General features: G+C 68.2%; 11 protein-coding genes. 5 read left to right on the forward strand and 6 right to left on the reverse strand.

From position 1 onward, the window contains the following. Window positions 1–11 precede the first annotated feature (11 nt). Window positions 12–479 (reverse strand): RidA family protein, encoded by a 468-nt coding sequence (locus AL072_RS00760; RefSeq protein ID WP_014247033.1) that lies wholly within the window; start codon window positions 477–479, stop codon window positions 12–14. A gap of 391 nt (window positions 480–870) precedes the next feature. Between AL072_RS00760 and AL072_RS00765 the strand changes: the two genes are divergently transcribed. Next, window positions 871–2,730, forward strand: coding sequence for a flagellin N-terminal helical domain-containing protein (locus tag AL072_RS00765; protein ID WP_045581920.1), 1,860 nt, complete (start codon window positions 871–873; stop codon window positions 2,728–2,730). A gap of 88 nt (window positions 2,731–2,818) precedes the next feature. Here the strand turns inward: AL072_RS00765 and AL072_RS00770 are convergent, their stop codons facing one another. Further along, a complete protein-coding gene (locus AL072_RS00770) occupies window positions 2,819–4,501 on the reverse strand; it encodes a S10 family peptidase (protein ID WP_045581919.1) in 1,683 nt (560 codons plus the stop codon). A 238-nt stretch (window positions 4,502–4,739) separates the two neighbouring features. Between AL072_RS00770 and AL072_RS00775 the strand changes: the two genes are divergently transcribed. The 3 genes from AL072_RS00775 (at window position 4,740) to AL072_RS00785 (ending at window position 9,066) form a co-directional block, all read left to right on the forward strand. After that, a complete protein-coding gene (locus tag AL072_RS00775) occupies window positions 4,740–6,413 on the forward strand; it encodes a methyl-accepting chemotaxis protein (RefSeq protein ID WP_245636713.1) in 1,674 nt (557 codons plus the stop codon). Window positions 6,414–6,592: 179 nt separating this feature from the next. Further along, the gene (locus AL072_RS35935) at window positions 6,593–8,269 is read left to right on the forward strand and encodes a methyl-accepting chemotaxis protein (RefSeq protein ID WP_158511027.1); all 1,677 of its coding nucleotides are present in this window, start codon (window positions 6,593–6,595) and stop codon (window positions 8,267–8,269) included. A gap of 113 nt (window positions 8,270–8,382) precedes the next feature. After that, window positions 8,383–9,066, forward strand: coding sequence for an orotate phosphoribosyltransferase (locus tag AL072_RS00785; protein ID WP_014247028.1), 684 nt, complete (start codon window positions 8,383–8,385; stop codon window positions 9,064–9,066). An 88-nt stretch (window positions 9,067–9,154) separates the two neighbouring features. Here the strand turns inward: AL072_RS00785 and AL072_RS00790 are convergent, their stop codons facing one another. From AL072_RS00790 to AL072_RS00805, 4 genes are all read right to left on the reverse strand, one after another. Beyond that, window positions 9,155–9,967, reverse strand: coding sequence for a glycosyltransferase family 2 protein (locus AL072_RS00790; RefSeq protein WP_045581916.1), 813 nt, complete (start codon window positions 9,965–9,967; stop codon window positions 9,155–9,157). Beyond that, on the reverse strand, window positions 9,964–12,588 hold the full coding sequence (locus tag AL072_RS00795) for an O-linked N-acetylglucosamine transferase family protein (RefSeq protein WP_045581915.1): 2,625 nt from the start codon (window positions 12,586–12,588) through the stop codon (window positions 9,964–9,966). Before AL072_RS00795 ends, AL072_RS00790 begins: the two co-directional genes overlap by 4 nt. Before the next feature lie 64 nt (window positions 12,589–12,652). Continuing rightward, the gene (locus AL072_RS00800; protein ID WP_045581914.1) at window positions 12,653–13,375 is read right to left on the reverse strand and encodes a hypothetical protein; all 723 of its coding nucleotides are present in this window, start codon (window positions 13,373–13,375) and stop codon (window positions 12,653–12,655) included. Between the two features lie 82 nt (window positions 13,376–13,457). Then, window positions 13,458–14,435 (reverse strand): glycosyltransferase family 10 domain-containing protein, encoded by a 978-nt coding sequence (locus tag AL072_RS00805; RefSeq protein ID WP_045581913.1) that lies wholly within the window; start codon window positions 14,433–14,435, stop codon window positions 13,458–13,460. A 336-nt stretch (window positions 14,436–14,771) separates the two neighbouring features. On the opposite strand from AL072_RS00805, the gene ileS reads away from it, so the two are divergent. Continuing rightward, on the forward strand, window positions 14,772–17,615 hold the full coding sequence (ileS, locus tag AL072_RS00810) for an isoleucine--tRNA ligase (RefSeq protein ID WP_045581912.1): 2,844 nt from the start codon (window positions 14,772–14,774) through the stop codon (window positions 17,613–17,615). Window positions 17,616–17,636: the final 21 nt, after the last annotated feature.

The following is a 17,636-nucleotide window of genomic DNA, read 5'->3' on the forward strand; positions in this document are numbered from 1 at the left end:
CACGGTGACCGTCAGGCCACTTCCAGGATCGCGTCGACCTCGACCGCGACGTTGCCGGGCAGCGACGGGGCGCCGACCGCGGCTCGGGCATGCTGGCCGGCCTCGCCGAAGACATCGCGCATCAGTTCCGACGCGCCGTTGATCACCAGCGGATGGTCATGGAAGTCGGGACCGGAATTGACGAAGCCACCCAGACGCAGCACCCGGGTCACACGGTCCAGGTCGCCGCCCAGCGCCGCCCTGGCCTGGGCCAGGATGTTCAGCGCGCACAGGCGAGCCGCTTCCTTGCCCTGCTCCACCGTGAAGTCCTGGCCGACCTTGCCGACGAACTTGCGCTCGCCGTTCCAGACCGTGACCTGTCCCGAGATGTAGAGGGTATTGCCCGAACGGGTATAGGGCACGTAGGCGGCCACCGGGGCGGCGGCCTGCGGCAACTCGATGCCCAGCTCCGCCAGACGTGCGTCGATCCGACCGGTCATGATGCTTCTCCCTTCCCTGCCGTGACCCGCCGGGGCCACGCGCGCGATCCCTGATTGGGACGTGGTTTGGAGCCCGACCATAGCCGCGCCGGTCCGCCGCTGGGAAGGCCATGCCGGTGCCGGTGGGAAGATTCGTTCCGCCGGACGCATCGGCAGTTCCGTCCGTCACCGGCAAAAGATTCCGGGACTCTTTTTCGGATGCACCTCCACCCGGGGCCGCATCGACCCTGCGCTTTTTGCCGACCAATTTTTATATTCAAGTAAAATCAACTGCTTACCGCATGATCTGGCAGTTGGCACGGCGCTTGAAGGAGTGGTGTCAGGAAAACGCACGTTGCCTCGCCGGTCAAATGACCAGGGGCGGGGACAGCCTCAGAAGGAGACTAGGACCATGGCCGGAAATGTGACCCTGACCGCCTCGATGCGTACGAACCTGCTGCAGCTGCAGAGCACGCAGTCGCAAATCGACAAGAAGCAGAACATCCTGTCGACGGGCAACAAGATCAATTCGGCTCTCGATGGTCCGACCTCCTTCTTCGCCTCCAAGGGCCTGAACCAGCGCGCCGGCGACCTGACGTCGCTGAAGGACGCGATGGGCCAGTCGATCAGCACGATCCAGGCCGCCGACAAGGGCCTGACCTCGATCGACTCGCTGGTCGATCAGGCCAAGGGCCTGACCACCGCCGCCTATGCGGCGCTCGGCAACGACGCAGCCTCGATCGCCACCCGCAAGTCGCTCGCCTCTCAGTTCAACACGCTGAAGGACCAGATCGACAAGCTGGCCGCCGACAGCGGTTATCAGGGCAAGAACCTGATCAACGGCAACGGCATGAGCATGGACAGCACCAGCGCGTCCCGTGCCGCCGTCAACACCATCACCGGCGTCGACAACGCCCGCGTCACCAACGTCATCTCCTCCGACACCTATTCGATCCGCATCAAGGGCGACGGCTCGGTCGAAGGGAAGACCGAGGACATCACCAAGGCGGAGCGTGCGCACGGTCTTGTCGGCCTGAAGCTGTCGGGCACGATGTCGTCCACGCTCGGCAGCTTCTCCGACGTCCAGATCGAGGTCCGCGGCGCCAACGGCCGCTCGCGCGACTTCATCGTCCAGGACGGCGACGAAAGCCGCACGATCTCCTACTTCGACAACACCCAGACCATCGAAGCCAAGCTGGCGACCCCGGCCAAGTCGGGCAGTGCGCAGGTCTCGACGGTGAATGTCAGCGGGACGATCGAGGAAGGCGACATCTTCACCATCACGGTGGAAGGCCAGGCATTCAGCTACACCGCGACCAAGGGCGACGTCGCCATCGGCCAGAACGCCGCCAAGAACATCGCGACCAACCTGCAGACGTCGATCAGCACCGCCATCACCGGCGGCCGCCTGCAGGGCAAGGACGTCGCGACGGCTTCAGTGCAGACCAACGGCACCATCACCCTGACCGGCAACACCACGCCCGGCGTCGTCCGTGAGATGACGGTGACGACCAGCGCCACCAACGCGCTGACCAAGAAGATCTCGGAGAGCTTCGCGTCGGGCACGATCGTCTCCTTCACCGTCGACCGCCGGCTGCTGGAATCGGCGAACAACCAGGGCAACGGCATCTCGGTCATCGAGAAGAAGGTCGACCTGCAGATCCAGGTCACCAACTCCAACGGCGCCCAGGTCACCCGCGACGCCATGAACGCCCGCGGCGACGGCAAGCTGAGCGGCGGCGAACAATCCTTCACCTTCGACAGCGGCACGGTGCGCCTGAACATCGACGAGGACACGATCAAGCAGGCGGCTTCGGCGAACTGCTCGGCGAACATCGTCACCAAGCAGATCTCCGACGCCAACACGTCGAACGACATCACGGTCCAGCTGAACGAGCGCAACACCAACGCGATCACCGTGAGCGCGGTCAACCTGTCGACCAGCGGCCAGGGTCTGAAGCTGGACGGCGCGCAGAACGGCTGGATGGACCGCGCCGACATCGACAAGGCGGTTGCCGGCCTCGACAACGCCAAGGCGACGATCCGCTCCGCCTCGCAGCAGCTGTCGACGAACCTGAACATCATCACGACCCGCGAGAGCTTCACCAAGGAGTTCAGCGACGTGCTGACCGAAGGCGCCAGCAAGCTGACGCTGGCCGACCAGAACGAGGAAGGCGCAAGCCTGCTGATGCTGCAGACCAGGCAGCAGCTCGGCACCATCGCCCTCTCGCTGGCCAACCAGTCGCAGCAGTCGATCCTGCGTCTGTTCTGATCGGGAACAGTGCCTCGCCAACGGAAAAGGGGCGCCCCGATGGGGGCGCCCCTTTCCACGTCCGCATCCCGGTTCTCGGCATCCCGGTTCAGCGCCCCGCCAGGGCCGCCTCGATCAGGGCGCGGGCATCGGCGGCCAACCCGGCCCGGCCCTCGGCCCGCGTGTACATCATGTGGCCGCCGGGATGTACCGTCACCGCCACCCGGCCGCGCTCGCCGGGCGGCAGCTCCAGCCTCGACACGACCCAGCGCGAGGCCATGTAGGGGGTGATGAGATCGGTCCGCCCATGGGCAATCAGCACCCGCAGCGCCGGCTGCAGTGTCAGCGCCGTCTGCAGTGCGTCGACGGCGCTCGGCACCGACATGCGCGGCCACTCCCAGCCGCGGTTCACCCGGTCGCTGAGCAGCCGGTAGGGCGTGTCGGTCCGCAAGCCCAGCGCATCATGGACGTAGGCGGCAAACGCCGTCGTGTAGGTCGGCACCGTTCCCTTCAGGAAGGGGTCGAAGGGGATGCGGGCCGCTCCCGGATCGGGGTCGGGCGCGGTGAAGGTGCCGTCATAGATGCTGAGGATGCGCCCCTGGTCGCGCAGAAGCTCACGCGTGAAGACCCCCATCGGCACGCGCCCGCGCTGGCGCCGCACGATCTCGACCGGCAGGCCGGTGAGGCGCGCCACCGCGGCGAAGACATCCTGCCCCGCGTCGAGCCGTCCGTAATCCAGCCCGGCCAGCCCGGTCAGGTAAGGACCGAGGGCGAAATTCTCCGCGGCCTCGGCCGCCTGCCCCGGGGTGCCGGGCGCACGGCCGAGAGCCGCGGCCGCGGCGGCCATGGCCGGCAGCTTCCAGGCGGGGCCGAGGATGCCGTCCTCGTCGATCGCGGCGAAATCGACGACCGGCGAGACCAGGATCAGCCCGTTCACCGCGAGCCCGACCTGATCGATCAGCTCCTCTGCCATCTTGGCGATGCGGAAGCCGCCGTAGCTCTCGCCGGCCAGGAAGGTCGGCGACGACCAGCGGCCGTTCCGTGTCAGCCAGAGCCTCACGATCTCGGCCATCGACCGGGTGTCGCCGTCCACCGACCAGAAGCGCCTTTCCGTCTCGTCCGGCTTCACTGCCCGGCTGAAGCCGGTGCCGACAGGATCAATGAAGACAAGATCGGTGAATGCCAGCCAGCTGTCGCGGTTGTCGACCAGCCGTGCCGGCGGCGGCGGCAGGGCCCCGTCCGGCCCGAAGGCGACCGCCACCGGTCCGGCCGCCCCCAGATGCATGTAGGCCGACGCCGCCCCCGGCCCGCCGTTGAAGACGAAGGTGACCGGGCGCGGCCCCCTTTCCGCGCCACCCCCCGGCCCTTCCGGATCGGCCGTGTAGGTGACGGTGAAGATACGCGCCGCCAGTTCCTCCCTGGCACCGTCGCGCAGCGGCAGGAACTCGGCCGTCGCAGTGTAGGCCAATGGCCCGCCGGGCAGCGGCAGGCTGTGTGTGGTCACGCTGCGCTGCGGATCGAAGCCCTGGGCGTCGTCGGCCCGGCGCTCGCCGCCTGGCCTCTCGCCATTCGCCTTCTCGCCATTCGCCTTCTCGTCATTGGTCTTTTCGCCTGGGGTCTTTTCACCGGGAGCTCTTTCACCCGCCTTGCGGTCTTCCGCCCGGGCGGCCCCCGGCTCCAGCGACAGCACCAGCGGCGGCATCAGCAGGGCCGGCAGCAGGGCAAGGGCGAGGATGCGGGACAGGGTTCCGGAACGCTGGCGAGGTCGCGCGGTCGTGGAGCGGGGGGGCATCGGCGGATCCCAATCGGTTGCTGGCCCGCCGCATATTGCCGCCCCGGAACGGATCCGCAACCCGTCGCCCAACCGGAACCGCAGCACCAGGCTTGCCGGACGGGCGATGTGCTACATTTCTTCTCACACCGAAAGTGTCAACACTTTTGGGCTATGGTGCACTCAGGTACCGTCAGGGCAACTTCTTACAGGACGCACCTCCATGTTCCTTTTCCGGCATGCCACGATTCGTACGCGTTTGTTTCTCGGATATGGTGCAGTCCTCCTGCTTCTGGTCAGCCTGACCGTCATCGGCGTGCGGGAGGTGCGGAAGATCGACGCCGACCTCAACCGCATCAACGAGGTGAACAGCGTCAAGCAGCGCTACGCGATCAACTTCCGCGGCAGCGTCCATGACCGCGCCATCGCGCTCCGCGACGTGGTGCTGGCGACCGACGCGGCGACCCTGTCGGCCGTGCTGGCCGACATCGACCGGCTGGCCGCCTTCTACGACGAATCCGCCCGGCCTCTCGACGCCATGTTCACCCGCATGCCCGATATCGAGCCGGAGGAGCGGACACTGCTCGCCGGCATCAAGGAGATCGAGGCGAAGAGCCTGCCGGCGATCAAGGCGACCGTCGCAGCCCGCAAGGCCAACGACAGCGCCGGAGCCCAGAAGGCGCTGATGCAGGACGCCCGTCCCGCCCTCACCGAATGGCTGAAGCGCATCAACGCCTTCATCGACCTGCAGGAGCACAAGAACCAGCAGGTCGCCGCAAGGGCGCGCGAGGTCGCCAGCGGCTTCCAGACGCTTATGCTGTCGCTGTGCGGTGCCGCCCTGCTGCTTGCCGCCGCGTTCGGCATGTGGACGGTGGGTGCGCTGCGGCCGCTGCGCCGGCTGACCGATGCGATGCTGACGCTGGCCCGCGGCGACCTGTCCGTCTGCGTGCCGCCGTCCGAAGCCAAGGACGAAATCGGAAAGATCACCGGCGCGGTCGAGGTGTTCAAGGCCAACGCGGTCGAGGCCGACGCCTTCCGCCACCGTCAGGCCGATGCCGAGCATGCCGCCGAAGCGCGCAAGCGCGCCGAGATGGCGGCCCTGGCCGACCGGTTCGAGAGCGAGGTGAAGGGCGTGGTCGACAGCGTCTCCTCCTCCTCCTCCGAGGTGCGGACATTGGCCACGGCGCTGGCCGCCACCGCCGACCATACCGAGACCCAGGCGACCACCGTCGCCGCCGCGTCGGAACAGGCGTCGGTGAATGTCCAGACCGTCGCCGCCGCCGCCGAGGAACTGGCCGCCTCCATCGCCGAGATCGGGCGCCAGATCGGCGAGAGCAGCCGCAAGGCCCGCCAGGCCTCCGACCAGGCCGACGGCACCAACCGCATCGTCGACGGCCTGTCGTCGAAGGCGAACCAGATCGGCGACGTGGTGAACCTGATCAGTTCGATCGCCGGCCAGACCAACCTGCTGGCATTGAACGCGACCATCGAGGCCGCGCGGGCAGGCGAGGCGGGCAAGGGCTTCGCCGTGGTGGCGAGCGAGGTGAAGAGCCTCGCCAACCAGACCGCCAAGGCAACCGGCGACATCTCGCAGCAGATCGCGGAGATCCAGACCGCGACCGCCGACGCGGTGCAGGCGATCCAGAGCATTGCCGCCACCATCGGCGAGGTGAACAGCATCGTCGGCACCATCGCCCAGGCGGTCGACGGCCAGAATGCCGCGACCATGGAAATCGCCCGCAACGTCCAGCAGGCGGCGGCCGGCACCAACGAGGTGTCGTCGTCGATCGGCGGCGTGCTGCAGGCGGCCTCGGAGACAGGAAGCGGCGCCACGCGGCTGCTCTCCTCCTCCGGCGAGTTGTCCAAGCAGGCCGACCTTCTGCGCACCCAGGTCGACCGTTTCCTGGGCAGCGTGCGGTCGGGCCAGGGCTGACCCGCAAAAGGGCTCCGGCGGAAGACCGTGACGGACAGACCGCGCAACGGTTCCCGCCGGAGCCTCGCTGCGTCGCCATGGCGCAGGCGAAGGATTGCCATGGCAATGGATGATCCACCGCATCTAAGATGCATAGATGCGCAACTCGATCTATCCTGACGTGTAAAGGACCGAAGGCCATGCCAGTTCTGACGTTGCGCCAGAAAATGTCCATCCTGCCGCTGTCCTTCGTCGTCGCCCTGCTGGTGGTGGGTGGTGTCGCCATAGCGGGGCTAAGCATCGTCGATCGGGCCAACCAGGAGGTGCTGACGACCGCCGAGGCGCTGTCGAACCACCAGTTGGGCGACATGATGCACGACGCACTGCGGGCGGATGTGCTGGCGGCGCTGCTGTCCGGTCCGGCCTCGACGGCCGGCGAGCGCGAGGCACTGACCAAGGACACGGCCGACCATGCGGCCACCTTCCGGAAGGCATTGGACGCCAACCGCCGGCTTTCCCTTCCCCCCGCCATCGCGGACGGGCTGACCGGCCTGCGCGGCGCGCTGGAGGATTATGTCCAGGCCTCCGAGCGGCTGGCCGGGCTGGCCTTGCGCGATCCGGTGCAGGCACGGGCGGGGATGACGCGCTTCATGGACCTGTTCCACGATCTGGAGGAACGGAACGAGGCCCTGTCCGACCTGATCCTGGGCGAGAACCGCGCACGCAACGAACGGTCGACCATGATCGCGGTCTATGCCTACGCGCTGATCGGAACCGTGACGGTGCTGGCGGTCCTGGGTTCGATCGTCCTGGCCGCGGTGATCGCGCGCTCGATCGTCCGGCCGCTCGATCAGGCGGCGCAGGGAATCGCCGCCATCGGCCAGGGGCGACGCAACCTGTCTCTCCATCATCCGGTCGACGACGTGATCGGCCGGGTGATCGGCGCGGTGATGCTGATGCAGCGCCAAGCCGCCGATCTCGACCGCAGCACGGCGGAAGAGGCGGTGCGGCGGGACGCCGAGCTGCGCAAGTTCGCGGCGCTGTCCGAAGCGACCGACCGTTTCACCCGCCAGACCGAGGCCATCGTCCGCTCGCTCGGCACCACCGGCGTACAGTTGCAATCCACCGCCGCGACGATGTCCGACGGTGCCGCCCGCGCCAGCCGGGAGATCGGCGACCTGCGCGACCATGCCGAGACCGCCGCAAGGACTGTACGCGACGCGGCGGCGGCGGCCGACGGGCTGGGCACCATGATCGGCGAGGTCGGCCACCACAGCGGCCAGGCCACCCGGATGACCGCCGATGCCGTCAGCCGCACCGATGCGGCCGCCCGCAACATCCACGACCTGTCGGTGGCCTCGCAGCGGATCGGCGAGGTGGTCAGCCTGATCAACTCCATCGCCAGCCAGACCAACCTGCTGGCGCTGAACGCCACCATCGAAGCGGCAAGGGCGGGAGAGGCCGGGCGCGGATTCGCCGTCGTCGCCAACGAGGTGAAGAATCTCGCCGGCCAGACCGCCCAGGCGACCGACGACATCCAGGCGCAGATCGCCAACATCCAGGCCATCGTCGACCAGACGGTGCGCGGCATGGACGGCGTTTCCAGCACGGTGGAGGCTGTGCGCGGCAGCGGCGCCGCCATCGCCGACGCGGTCGGCCGGCAGTCCGATGCGGCCAACGGCATCCTGCAGGCGATGAACGACGGGGCGGGCGCGGTCACCGCGATGACCGGCATGCTGGGCGACGTGCACCGGACCATTTCCGAGACCGACCGCGCCGCCGCCGATCTGGCCGCCGCCGCCGCCGAGTTGCGCCGGGAGACGGAGCGGTTGCAGGGCGAGGTCGCATCCTACACCGGAACCGTCCGCAAGGCCTGATGAGGCCGCGGCCCGGCAAAGGCACACGGCTGCCGGACGGGCCTCGGCAATTGCGATTCGCGCCCTCCCCCGCTACACAGGGCGCCAGTCGCCGTTTTCCCGGAGCCTTTCCCATGTCGACCCTGCCCGATCAGGCAACCATCGCCGCCACCGCGGCCAAGATCCTGCTGGAGATCAAGGCGCTGCACTTCAACGCCGAGACGCCCTTCATCTTCACGTCCGGCTGGGCGAGCCCGGTCTACACCGACTGCCGCCGCATCGTGTCCTTCCCGCGCGCCCGCAAGGCGCTGATGGATTTCGCCGTCGCCACGATCGAGCGCGAGATCGGCTACGAGGCCATCGACGCGGTGGCGGGCGGCGAGACCGCCGGCATTCCCTTCGCCGCCTGGATCGCCGACCGGCTGGAACTGCCGATGCAGTATGTGCGCAAGAAGCCCAAGGGTTTCGGCCGCAACGCCCAGATCGAAGGCCTGCTGACCGAAGGACAGCGCGTCCTGCTGGTCGAGGATCTGGCGACCGACGGCAAGAGCAAGGAGAATTTCGTCACCGCGCTGCGCAACGGCGGCGCCCAGGTGACCGACACCTTCGTGATCTTCCACTACGGCATCTTCCCGCAGTCGAAGGTCAACATGGACGCCATCGGCGTCCGCCTGCACGCGCTGTGCACCTGGTGGGATGTGCTGAAGGTCGCCCGCGACAACCGCTATTTCGACGAGAACACCCTGTCCGAGGTCGAGAAGTTCCTGAACGACCCGGTGGGCTGGTCCTCGGCCCACGGCGGCAAGTCGAGCATGTGATCCGTGCCGGGGGCGGCGCATGCCGCCCCCGGGAACCCCCGATCGGAAGCCATCACTCGGCAACCCTCATTCCAGGCTTGGGTCGTGCCTACCCGTTGCCGGGAGCCTTGTGCGCCGCGTCGGCCGCACTCTGGTCCGGCCGCGGACGGTGGTTGAAGCGCACCCGGTTGATTTCCCAGCGCCCTTGCGCCCCGGCGGTGCCGTCGTCACAGGGGCGGCGGTCCAGCAAATCGAAGGACAGGTTGGACAGCCCGTCACCGGCCGGGATCTTTCCGCCGGCCCACAGCTCCTGAAAGACGCTGCGGTTGACCAGGGAGATCGGGGACGGCGCCGCATCCGTCGTGAAGCCGTCATTGTCATGGTCGAGCGGCTGGAAGCGCCCCTTGCGCCGGCCAGTGGGAATACGGCGCGCCCGGATCCGCAGCGAGAAGTCGAAATCCTCGTAGCCCCAGCCCCAGAAGGCGTTGGAATAGCCGTCCACCTGCCGCATGACCGCATTCGGCATCAGCAACGCGCCGCCCATCGTGCTCTCAAGGTTGGTCGTCACCTTTCGGTCCGACCGGCCCGGCGCCACCGGCCGCTGCTCCGCCCCGTACCACAGGATGGGGGTGGGACAGTCGGCCCAGGAGTAATCGGCATCGACCGGCAGGTAATCGACGTCATGCAGGCAGGTGTAATCACTGTTTCCTTCACCCAACAGGAAACCGGCGTTCTTCAGGGCGCCCCGGTTGAAGGGCAGCCCGGCCTCCTGTTCCACGATGGTCACGCGGTAGTCGATCCGCGGGACGAGACGGTCGAAATAGGCGCTCACCCACGGAACGAACTGCCGGAGATGGCTTTCGCGATCCCGGTAGGGGACGACGATGTGGAGCCGTGCGCCTGGGCTGTCGCCGGTCGTCATGGGACCTTTCCTTCTTCCTGTGTGGCGGTGTCCGGACCGTCGTCGGCGGAGATGGTGATCGGGCGCGGCGCCCCGCCGGTGCGGTGGATCTCCCACATCGCCCGGTAGGCCGCCTCCAGATTCCGGGTAAAGCGCGGCGTGTCGAACAGCGGGCAGATCGGCCGGTTGCGCGCCAGCCGCTGCCGCAGCTCGCGGAGCCGGTCGGGCGAGCGGGCAAGCCCCATCGCCGCCGCCTCGTAGGCCTCCTGCCCGTCGGCGATCAGCTCGGGCAGACCGGCAGCCCGCAGCAGGCCGGCAGCCACACGCCCGGCAAAGGTCGTGCCCTGCAGCGTCAGCACCGGCAGCCCCGCCCACAGCGCGTCGCTGGCGGTCGTGTGGGCGTTGTAGGGAAGCGTGTCGAGAAACAGGTCCGCCAAACGGTGCCGCGCCAGATGCTCGGCATGGGGCACGGGCTTGGCGAAGACGAGCCGGCCGGGATCGAGACCGCGGGCCTCGCCCTCGCGGCACAGGTTGGCCGCGACCTGGGGGGCCCCGGCATAGAGCCACAGCACGCTGCCGGGGACCGCCGCAAGGATGCGCGACCAGCCGTCGAATTGGACGGGCGTCAGCTTGTGGGCGCTGTTGAAGCAGCAGAAGACGAAGCCTTCGGCCGGCAACCCGCACTCCGCCCGGGTCGGCGTGGCCTCGGCGATGGCGCGCCGGCGGTCGTTGGGCTGGTAGCAGTCCGGCAGCCGCACCACCCGTTCGGCGAAGAAACCCTCCTCGCCCGGTGCGATCACCGTGGGATCAGCCACGATGTAATCGACATAATCCGCCCCCAGCGTGCCCGGATAGCCCAGCCAGTTGACCTGTACCGGAGCCGGACGGGCGGCCAGGATGGAGGTGCGCGAAAAAGTGGTGAAGCCGGTCAGATCGACCAGGATGTCGATGCCGTCCGCCGCGATGGCCCGCGCTGCATCGGCGTCGGTGTGGCGGCGCAGGTCGACGAAACGCTCGATCCCCCGTTGGAACCGCTGGCGCAGCGCGCTGACGTCGTCGATGCCGGTCGAATAGGCGGTGACGGCGAAGCGGGAGCGGTCATGCGTCTCCAGGGCATCGACCATCAGATGGCCCATCGCATGCTCGCGGAAATCCGCCGACAGGTAGCCGATCCGCAGGCGCCCGTCGCGCGCGGCCGCGGCAGTCCGGACGACAGGAGTGACGCCGCGGGCCTTCGCCGCCGCCCAGCGGGACGCCGCCGACTTCTGGTCGGCGAGGGTCGAGGCGCAGGACAGGACGTCGAAGGGCGACACACCCTCCGCCCCAGCACGCACCCGATGGAGGAGCAGTGCCTCCAGCCCGTCCAGATCGCGCCAGTCACACAGAAGCCTCTGCTGGTGGACGAGCTGACCCAAGGCCGCCGCATGGTCCGGAACCAGCCGCAGCACCCGCCGGCAGGCATCCGCCGATACCCTGCTCCAGCCGGCCATCGCGGCGGCCATCGCCAGATCGGTATGGCCGTCGGGCTCGCCGGGGGCGATAGCGACGGCATTGCGCAGAACGGCAACCGCGGCATCGGGACGGAAGGCCTCCGCCAGCACGCCACCCAGCCGACGCCATGCCTCGCCATTCTCCGGCTGACGGGCCAGCAGGGCGCGCAGCACCGCCAGGGCACCCTCCGCATCGCGTTGGCTCGACAGAAGCAGGGCGAGATTGGTCTCCGCCACCGCGAAATCGGGCTGCAGGTCCAGCGCGGCGCGGTACTCGGCCACAGCATCCTGCGGACGGCCGAGCTCGCGCAGGGCGTTGGCCAGATTGTTACGCGCCGCCGGATCGGACGGCGCCAGCCGGATGGCGGCCGATGCGGCACGCCATGCCTCCTCCCGCCGCTCCGCCGCATGGGCGGCGTTGCCCAGCGCCAGCCAGTTCCGTGCGCCCGAGGGATCGAGCGCCACTGCGCGCCGGCCAGCGGCGAGCGCCTCGGCCGGGCGGCCGGCGGCATCGAGCAGGGCGGTCAGGTTGTGCCAGTTCTCCGCATCCAGGGGGGCGAAGCCGGTCGCCTTGCGGAAGGCCGCTTCGGCCTCCGCATTCCGGCCCAGGCGGTGGAGCGCCACGCCCAGCCGGGACCAGGCCACCGCATCCGCGGGATCGAGCCGCGCGGCCTCGCGATGGGCGGCGGCGGCCTCGGCGACGCGGCCGAGATCCTGCAGCGCGACGCCGAGATTGTTGTGGACCTCCCCCAGATGGGAATGGGTTGCCAGCACCTTGCGGTAATGGGGTTCGGCATCCTGCGGGCGCCCCTGCCGGTGCAGGGCCAGCGCCAGACCATATTGCGCATCGACCGAGTCCGCAGCGACCCGCAGCGCCGCCGCATAGACGGTCGTCGCCGCATCCCAGCGCGCCATCGCGGCCATGGCGGCCCCGAAATCGAGATAGACCTCCAGATCCTTGGCGATGGCCAGCGACTTCTGGAACAGGATCACCGCCTCCCGCGGCCGGCCCAGCCGCAGTTCGACCATGCCCAGCCGGTGCAGCGCAGCCGGGTTCTGCGGCTCGGTCCGCAGGATGTCGAGATAGCGGGTCCTCGCCTCCTCCAGGTTGCCGGCGTTTTCCGCCGCCGCGGCGCGGGCGAAACTGGTCATGCGCTGCCGATCGGTGCTGACGGTTGACGGGGGTGAAGCAGCGTCCTGTCTGCCATAACCGGCCCTAGTCGCGCCAGCGCGTGTGTTCCACGATGCGGGGAATCCCGGCGGGCCGGCGGCCGTCGCCCCATTGCGAGATATCGGGAATCGCGGTCACGCCATCGCGGCGGCCGAGCAGGCTCAGAAGGCTCTGGTCATGGCGATGGTCGCGGAACTCGGGATAGTTCGGCAGGCCGCATGCGTTGGGGTCGTCGGTGATCAGCCGGGCGTCCTGGGCATGCCGCAGCCAGTCCGCGACGAACGCCATGGCCGCCGGCCCACGTTCGCACACGATGAAGCTGGCGAGGATCTGCGGGGCATCGGTGAAGGCCGGCTGGTCCAGCCCGAGGAAATGGAAGCAGTCCCGCTTGGTCCAGACCCTGTTGCGGTGATGATCCTCCAGCGTGAACAGCAGGACCGGCAGGTCGCGCCGCTGGCGGCAGATCTCGATGACCGGATCGGCGCTGTGGACGAAATGGGCGCCGCTGTCGCTGTAGAACAGGATGTCGCCGTCCTGCAGATGCTCGCGCAGCAGCAGGTCGATGAAATAGGGCTTCCACAGCCAATAGCCTGCACCGCGCGGCTGGTCCAGGATATGCCGGTTGCGGAGGGCGAAGCCTGCATCGATGTGACGGCGCCCCATCATCGCCACCCCGTCGAACCCGCCGACGCCCAGCCCGGTCTTGCCGTTGTATTTCTGCGCCGTCGTGAAGGCGCCGTCGGCATAGTTCAGCAGCACCCGCTTCATCGCTCGTCCTCCCGCCGCAAGGCGGCTTTTTTGCTTCGGTTTTTTTCTGGGGCTTTTTCTGGAGCTTTTCTACTGCCGCCGCTCACAGGCGGCTTTCGATCCATTCGGCCAGACGGTAGGCGTCGAAGTAGAAATCCTCGGTGCCGAGGAAGGGCGCCGTGCTGCGATGGCGGCGATAGGCATCGTAATCGTCGTCGATGGCCAGAATGGCGTCGATGGCCTCCTCGTCCGAGGAGTAGCGCGACACGTCGATGAAGCTGCCGGCGGCGACATCGCGCAGCACACCGCTGTCGCCCCAATAGAGCGGTACGGCGCCGGCCTGGAAGGCGTCGAGGATCTTCTCGGTCAGATAGCCGGGGTACGGGGCATTCTCGAAGGCGAAGGCGAAGCGATAGCGCGAGAAGACCCGGATCTTCGGCAGCCAGCCCATCTTCACCACGCTGCCGGTGTTGTTCAGCAGCCAGCCGACCGATTCGACATGGCGCCGGGCGCAGAGCATCTGGAAGAAGTCGTTGCGGCGGGCGCAGTTGGGATTCTTGTAGAGGAAGGCGCAGAATTTCCGCTTCGCCGCCTCCTCCCTCGTCGGCGGCACAGGCGGCAGGACGGGGTGGCAGAAATGCGGGGCCGCCCCCTCGCGCCTGTGGTCCCAGGCATGCATGACATAGAGCGGCAGGCGGTAATGGCGGGGATCGTCGATGCGGTCGAACGACACCGACATGTCGACACCGTCCAGGGGGGGACGCACATTCTCGCCGGTGAAGAACAGCCCGCGGGCGGTCCGCGCCTCGCGATGGCGGGTGCCGAAAACCGACACGATGGCGAGGTCGCAGTCGTTGTCGACGACCGACACGTCGAAGCGGCTCGACAGGATCTCGACGAAGAAATTCGCCGACGGGTCGAACTCCGGCCAGAAATCGAAGAAGGCGATCTTGAGCCGAGGCCGCGCACCGCGGCCGCCGCGCTCCGGACCGTGCAGGAGGAAGCGGTCGAGAACCGCCGGATCCCTGTTGGCGGACGCGAGAAATTCGGCCAGGAAATCGCTTGTCCTTGGATCGATCATACCCGGCGATGCCCTTGCGCCTGCTGTGTGCCGGACCCGTCCGCCGGGAACCGTCCCCGCCCCGGATAGTCCGGCGGCATCAGCGTAGAAGTGCCGCCATCCCGTGACCAGCGGAATTTTCCAACCCTGCCGCGCCCCGCAGGGGCGTGAGCCGTCCTTGACCGCACCGCACACGCCGCTAATATCCCGCGCCATGGACGTCTCACTGCGGATCCTTGCGCACAACCGGGCGCGAATTACCGGCCCGGCTCTCTGAGGAGGGCCGGGAACGAGACCTATTGTGCGTCGGGTGGCGGTATGGCCGCCCGGCGGTGATGCTTTCCCCAGGGATCCGATATGACCCGCGATTACAAATCGACCGTCTTCCTGCCCCGCACCGACTTCCCCATGCGCGGCGGCCTGCCGGCCAAGGAGCCCGAGCTGCTGAAGCGCTGGGCCGAGATGGACCTGTTCGGCAAGCTACGCGCCGGCGCCAAGGGCCGGAAGAAGTTCGTGCTGCATGACGGCCCGCCCTATGCCAACGGCAACATCCACATCGGGCATGCCGTCAACAAGATCCTGAAGGACGTCATCGTCCGCTTCCGCCAGATGCAGGGCTTCGACGCCGACTATGTCCCCGGCTGGGACTGCCATGGCCTGCCCATCGAATGGAAGATCGAGGAGAAGTACCGCAAGGCCGGCAAGAACAAGGATGACGTGCCGATCATCCAGTTCCGCGCCGAATGCCGCCAGTTCGCCGAGGAATGGGTCGGCATCCAGGCCGACGAGTTCCGCCGGCTCGGCGTGGAAGGCGACTGGAAGCAGCCCTACGCCACCATGACCTTCCCGGCCGAGGCGCAGATCGTCCGCGAAATCCACAAGTTCGCGCTGAACGGCGGCCTCTACAAGGGCTCCAAGCCGGTCATGTGGTCGGTGGTGGAGAAGACCGCGCTCGCCGATGCGGAGGTCGAATACCACGACCACACCTCGACCACCGTCTTCGCCCGCTTCGCGGTCTGGGGCTCGTCGGCGCCGGAGATCGACGACGCCAGCATCGTCATCTGGACGACCACCCCCTGGACCCTGCCGGGCAACCGCGCCATCGCCTATGGCGACGACATCGAGTACGCCACCTTCAAGGTGCTCGCGGTCGCCGAGGGCAGCAAGGCCGAGGTCGGCGAGCGGCTGGTGGTGGCCACCGCGCTGGCCGAGCAGGTGTTCAAGGAGGCCGGCATCACCGAATGGCGGCAGCTGCACCGTTTCCCCGGCTCGCGTCTGGCCGGCGGCTTCTGCCACCACCCGCTGACCCGCCAGGGCTACGACTTCAAGGTGCCGCTGCTGGCCGGCGATTTCGTGACGACCGACGCCGGTTCCGGCTTCGTCCACATCGCGCCGGGCCATGGCGAGGACGACTTCCGCCTGGGCCAGGCCAACGGCATCGAGGTGCCGCAGACGGTGGGCGAGGATGGGCGCTATTACGCCCATGTGCCGCTGTTCGCCGGTCTGGCCGTCTACACCGACCAGGGCAAGCCCGGCCCGGCCAACAAGGCGGTGCTGGAGGCATTCGAGCAGTGCGGGTCGCTGCTGGCCAGCAACCGCATCAAGCACAGCTATCCGCACAGCTGGCGGTCCAAGGCGCCGTTGATCTTCCGCACCACGCCGCAATGGTTCATCTCGATGGAGACGAACGACCTGCGCGGCGTGGCGTTGCAGGCGATCTCCGACACCCGCTGGGTTCCGCCGCAGGGCGAGAACCGCATCCGCTCGATGATCGAAAGCCGGCCCGACTGGTGCATCAGCCGCCAGCGTGCCTGGGGCGTGCCGATCGCCCTGTTCGTCCGCAAGGCGACCGGCGAGATCCTGCGCGATCCGGACGTGTTCGCCCGCATCGCCGACATCTTCACGCAGGAGGGTGCCGACGCCTGGTTCGCCCGCGACCCGCAGGACTTCCTCGGCAACGGCTATGCCGCCGACGAGTTCGAGCAGGTCAGGGACATCGTCGACGTCTGGTTCGAGTCGGGTTCCTCCCACGCCTTCGTGCTGGAGCAGCGGCTGGAGGAGCTGGCATGGCCGGCCGACCTCTATCTGGAAGGCTCCGACCAGCATCGCGGCTGGTTCCATTCCTCGCTGCTGGAAAGCTGCGGCACGCGCGGCCGGGCGCCCTACAACGCGGTGCTGACCCACGGCTTCGTCCTCGACGAGCAGGGTCGCAAGATGTCCAAGTCGCTGGGCAACGTGGTGGCCCCGCAGGAGGTCTGCGACCAGTATGGCGCCGACATCCTGCGCCTGTGGATCATCAATTCCGACTATTCGGAAGATCTGCGCATCGGCAAGGAGATCATCAAGACCCAGGCCGACTTGTACCGCCGCCTGCGCAACACGCTGCGCTACCTGCTGGGCGCGCTCGCAGACTACACTCCGGCCGAGCGGATCGAGGCGGCGCAGATGCCGGAGCTCGAGCGCTGGGTCCTGCACCGCCTGTCGGAACTGGACGGGCTGGTGCGCGAGAAGGTGGAGGCCTACGACTTCCACGCCCTGTTCGTCGCCCTGCACAATTTCTGCGCGGTGGAACTGTCGGCCTTCTATTTCGACGTCCGCAAGGACAGCCTCTATTGCGATCCCGTCGATTCGGTGCGCCGCCGGTCGGTGCGGACGGTGATGGAGCATCTGTTCTCCACCCTGACCTCCTGGCTCGCCCCGATCCTCTGCTTCACCGCGGAAGAGGCGTGGCTGGCCCGGCCGGCCGGCCTGACCGAGGGTGCCGGCTGGACCGAGGAGAGCGTGCATCTGCGCATCTTCCCGGATGTGCCGGCCGACTGGCGCGACGATGCGCTGGCCGCCAAGTGGGAGACGGTGCGCAACGTCCGCCGCGTCGTCACCGGCGCGCTGGAACTGGAGCGGGCCAACAAGGCCATCGGGTCGTCGCTGCAGGCCGACCCGACCGTGTATGTGGATGCCGCGACCAAGGCCTTGCTGGCCGACGTGGACTTCCAGGACGTCTGCATCACGTCCGCCATCGAGGTGACCGACGCGGCGGCGCCGGACGGAGCCTTCACCCTGCCCGACGTCCCCGGCATCGCCGTCGCCCCGGCACTGGCCGAAGGCGGGAAGTGCGAGCGCTGCTGGAAGGTCCTGGAGGAGGTCGGCACGGTCCACGATCACCCGACGCTCTGCGTCCGCTGCGCCGACGCGGTGGCATGAGGCCATCCGCCACAACCGCGG

The sequence above is a fragment of the Azospirillum thiophilum genome (assembly GCF_001305595.1).
Lineage (GTDB): Bacteria > Pseudomonadota > Alphaproteobacteria > Azospirillales > Azospirillaceae > Azospirillum > Azospirillum thiophilum.

Excerpts from the sequence above, each read along its gene's own strand:
- AL072_RS00760 (WP_014247033.1), bottom strand. The coding sequence starts at position 479 with ATGACCGGTCGGATCGACGCACGTCTGGCGGAGCTGGGCATCGAGTTG.
- AL072_RS00765 (WP_045581920.1), top strand. The coding sequence starts at position 871 with ATGGCCGGAAATGTGACCCTGACCGCCTCGATGCGTACGAACCTGCTG.
- AL072_RS00770 (WP_045581919.1), bottom strand. The coding sequence starts at position 4,501 with ATGCCCCCCCGCTCCACGACCGCGCGACCTCGCCAGCGTTCCGGAACC.
- AL072_RS35935 (WP_158511027.1), top strand. The coding sequence starts at position 6,593 with ATGCCAGTTCTGACGTTGCGCCAGAAAATGTCCATCCTGCCGCTGTCC.
- AL072_RS00785 (WP_014247028.1), top strand. The coding sequence starts at position 8,383 with ATGTCGACCCTGCCCGATCAGGCAACCATCGCCGCCACCGCGGCCAAG.
- AL072_RS00790 (WP_045581916.1), bottom strand. The coding sequence starts at position 9,967 with ATGACGACCGGCGACAGCCCAGGCGCACGGCTCCACATCGTCGTCCCC.
- AL072_RS00795 (WP_045581915.1), bottom strand. The coding sequence starts at position 12,588 with ATGACCAGTTTCGCCCGCGCCGCGGCGGCGGAAAACGCCGGCAACCTG.
- AL072_RS00800 (WP_045581914.1), bottom strand. The coding sequence starts at position 13,375 with ATGAAGCGGGTGCTGCTGAACTATGCCGACGGCGCCTTCACGACGGCG.
- AL072_RS00805 (WP_045581913.1), bottom strand. The coding sequence starts at position 14,435 with ATGATCGATCCAAGGACAAGCGATTTCCTGGCCGAATTTCTCGCGTCC.
- ileS (WP_045581912.1), top strand. The coding sequence starts at position 14,772 with ATGACCCGCGATTACAAATCGACCGTCTTCCTGCCCCGCACCGACTTC.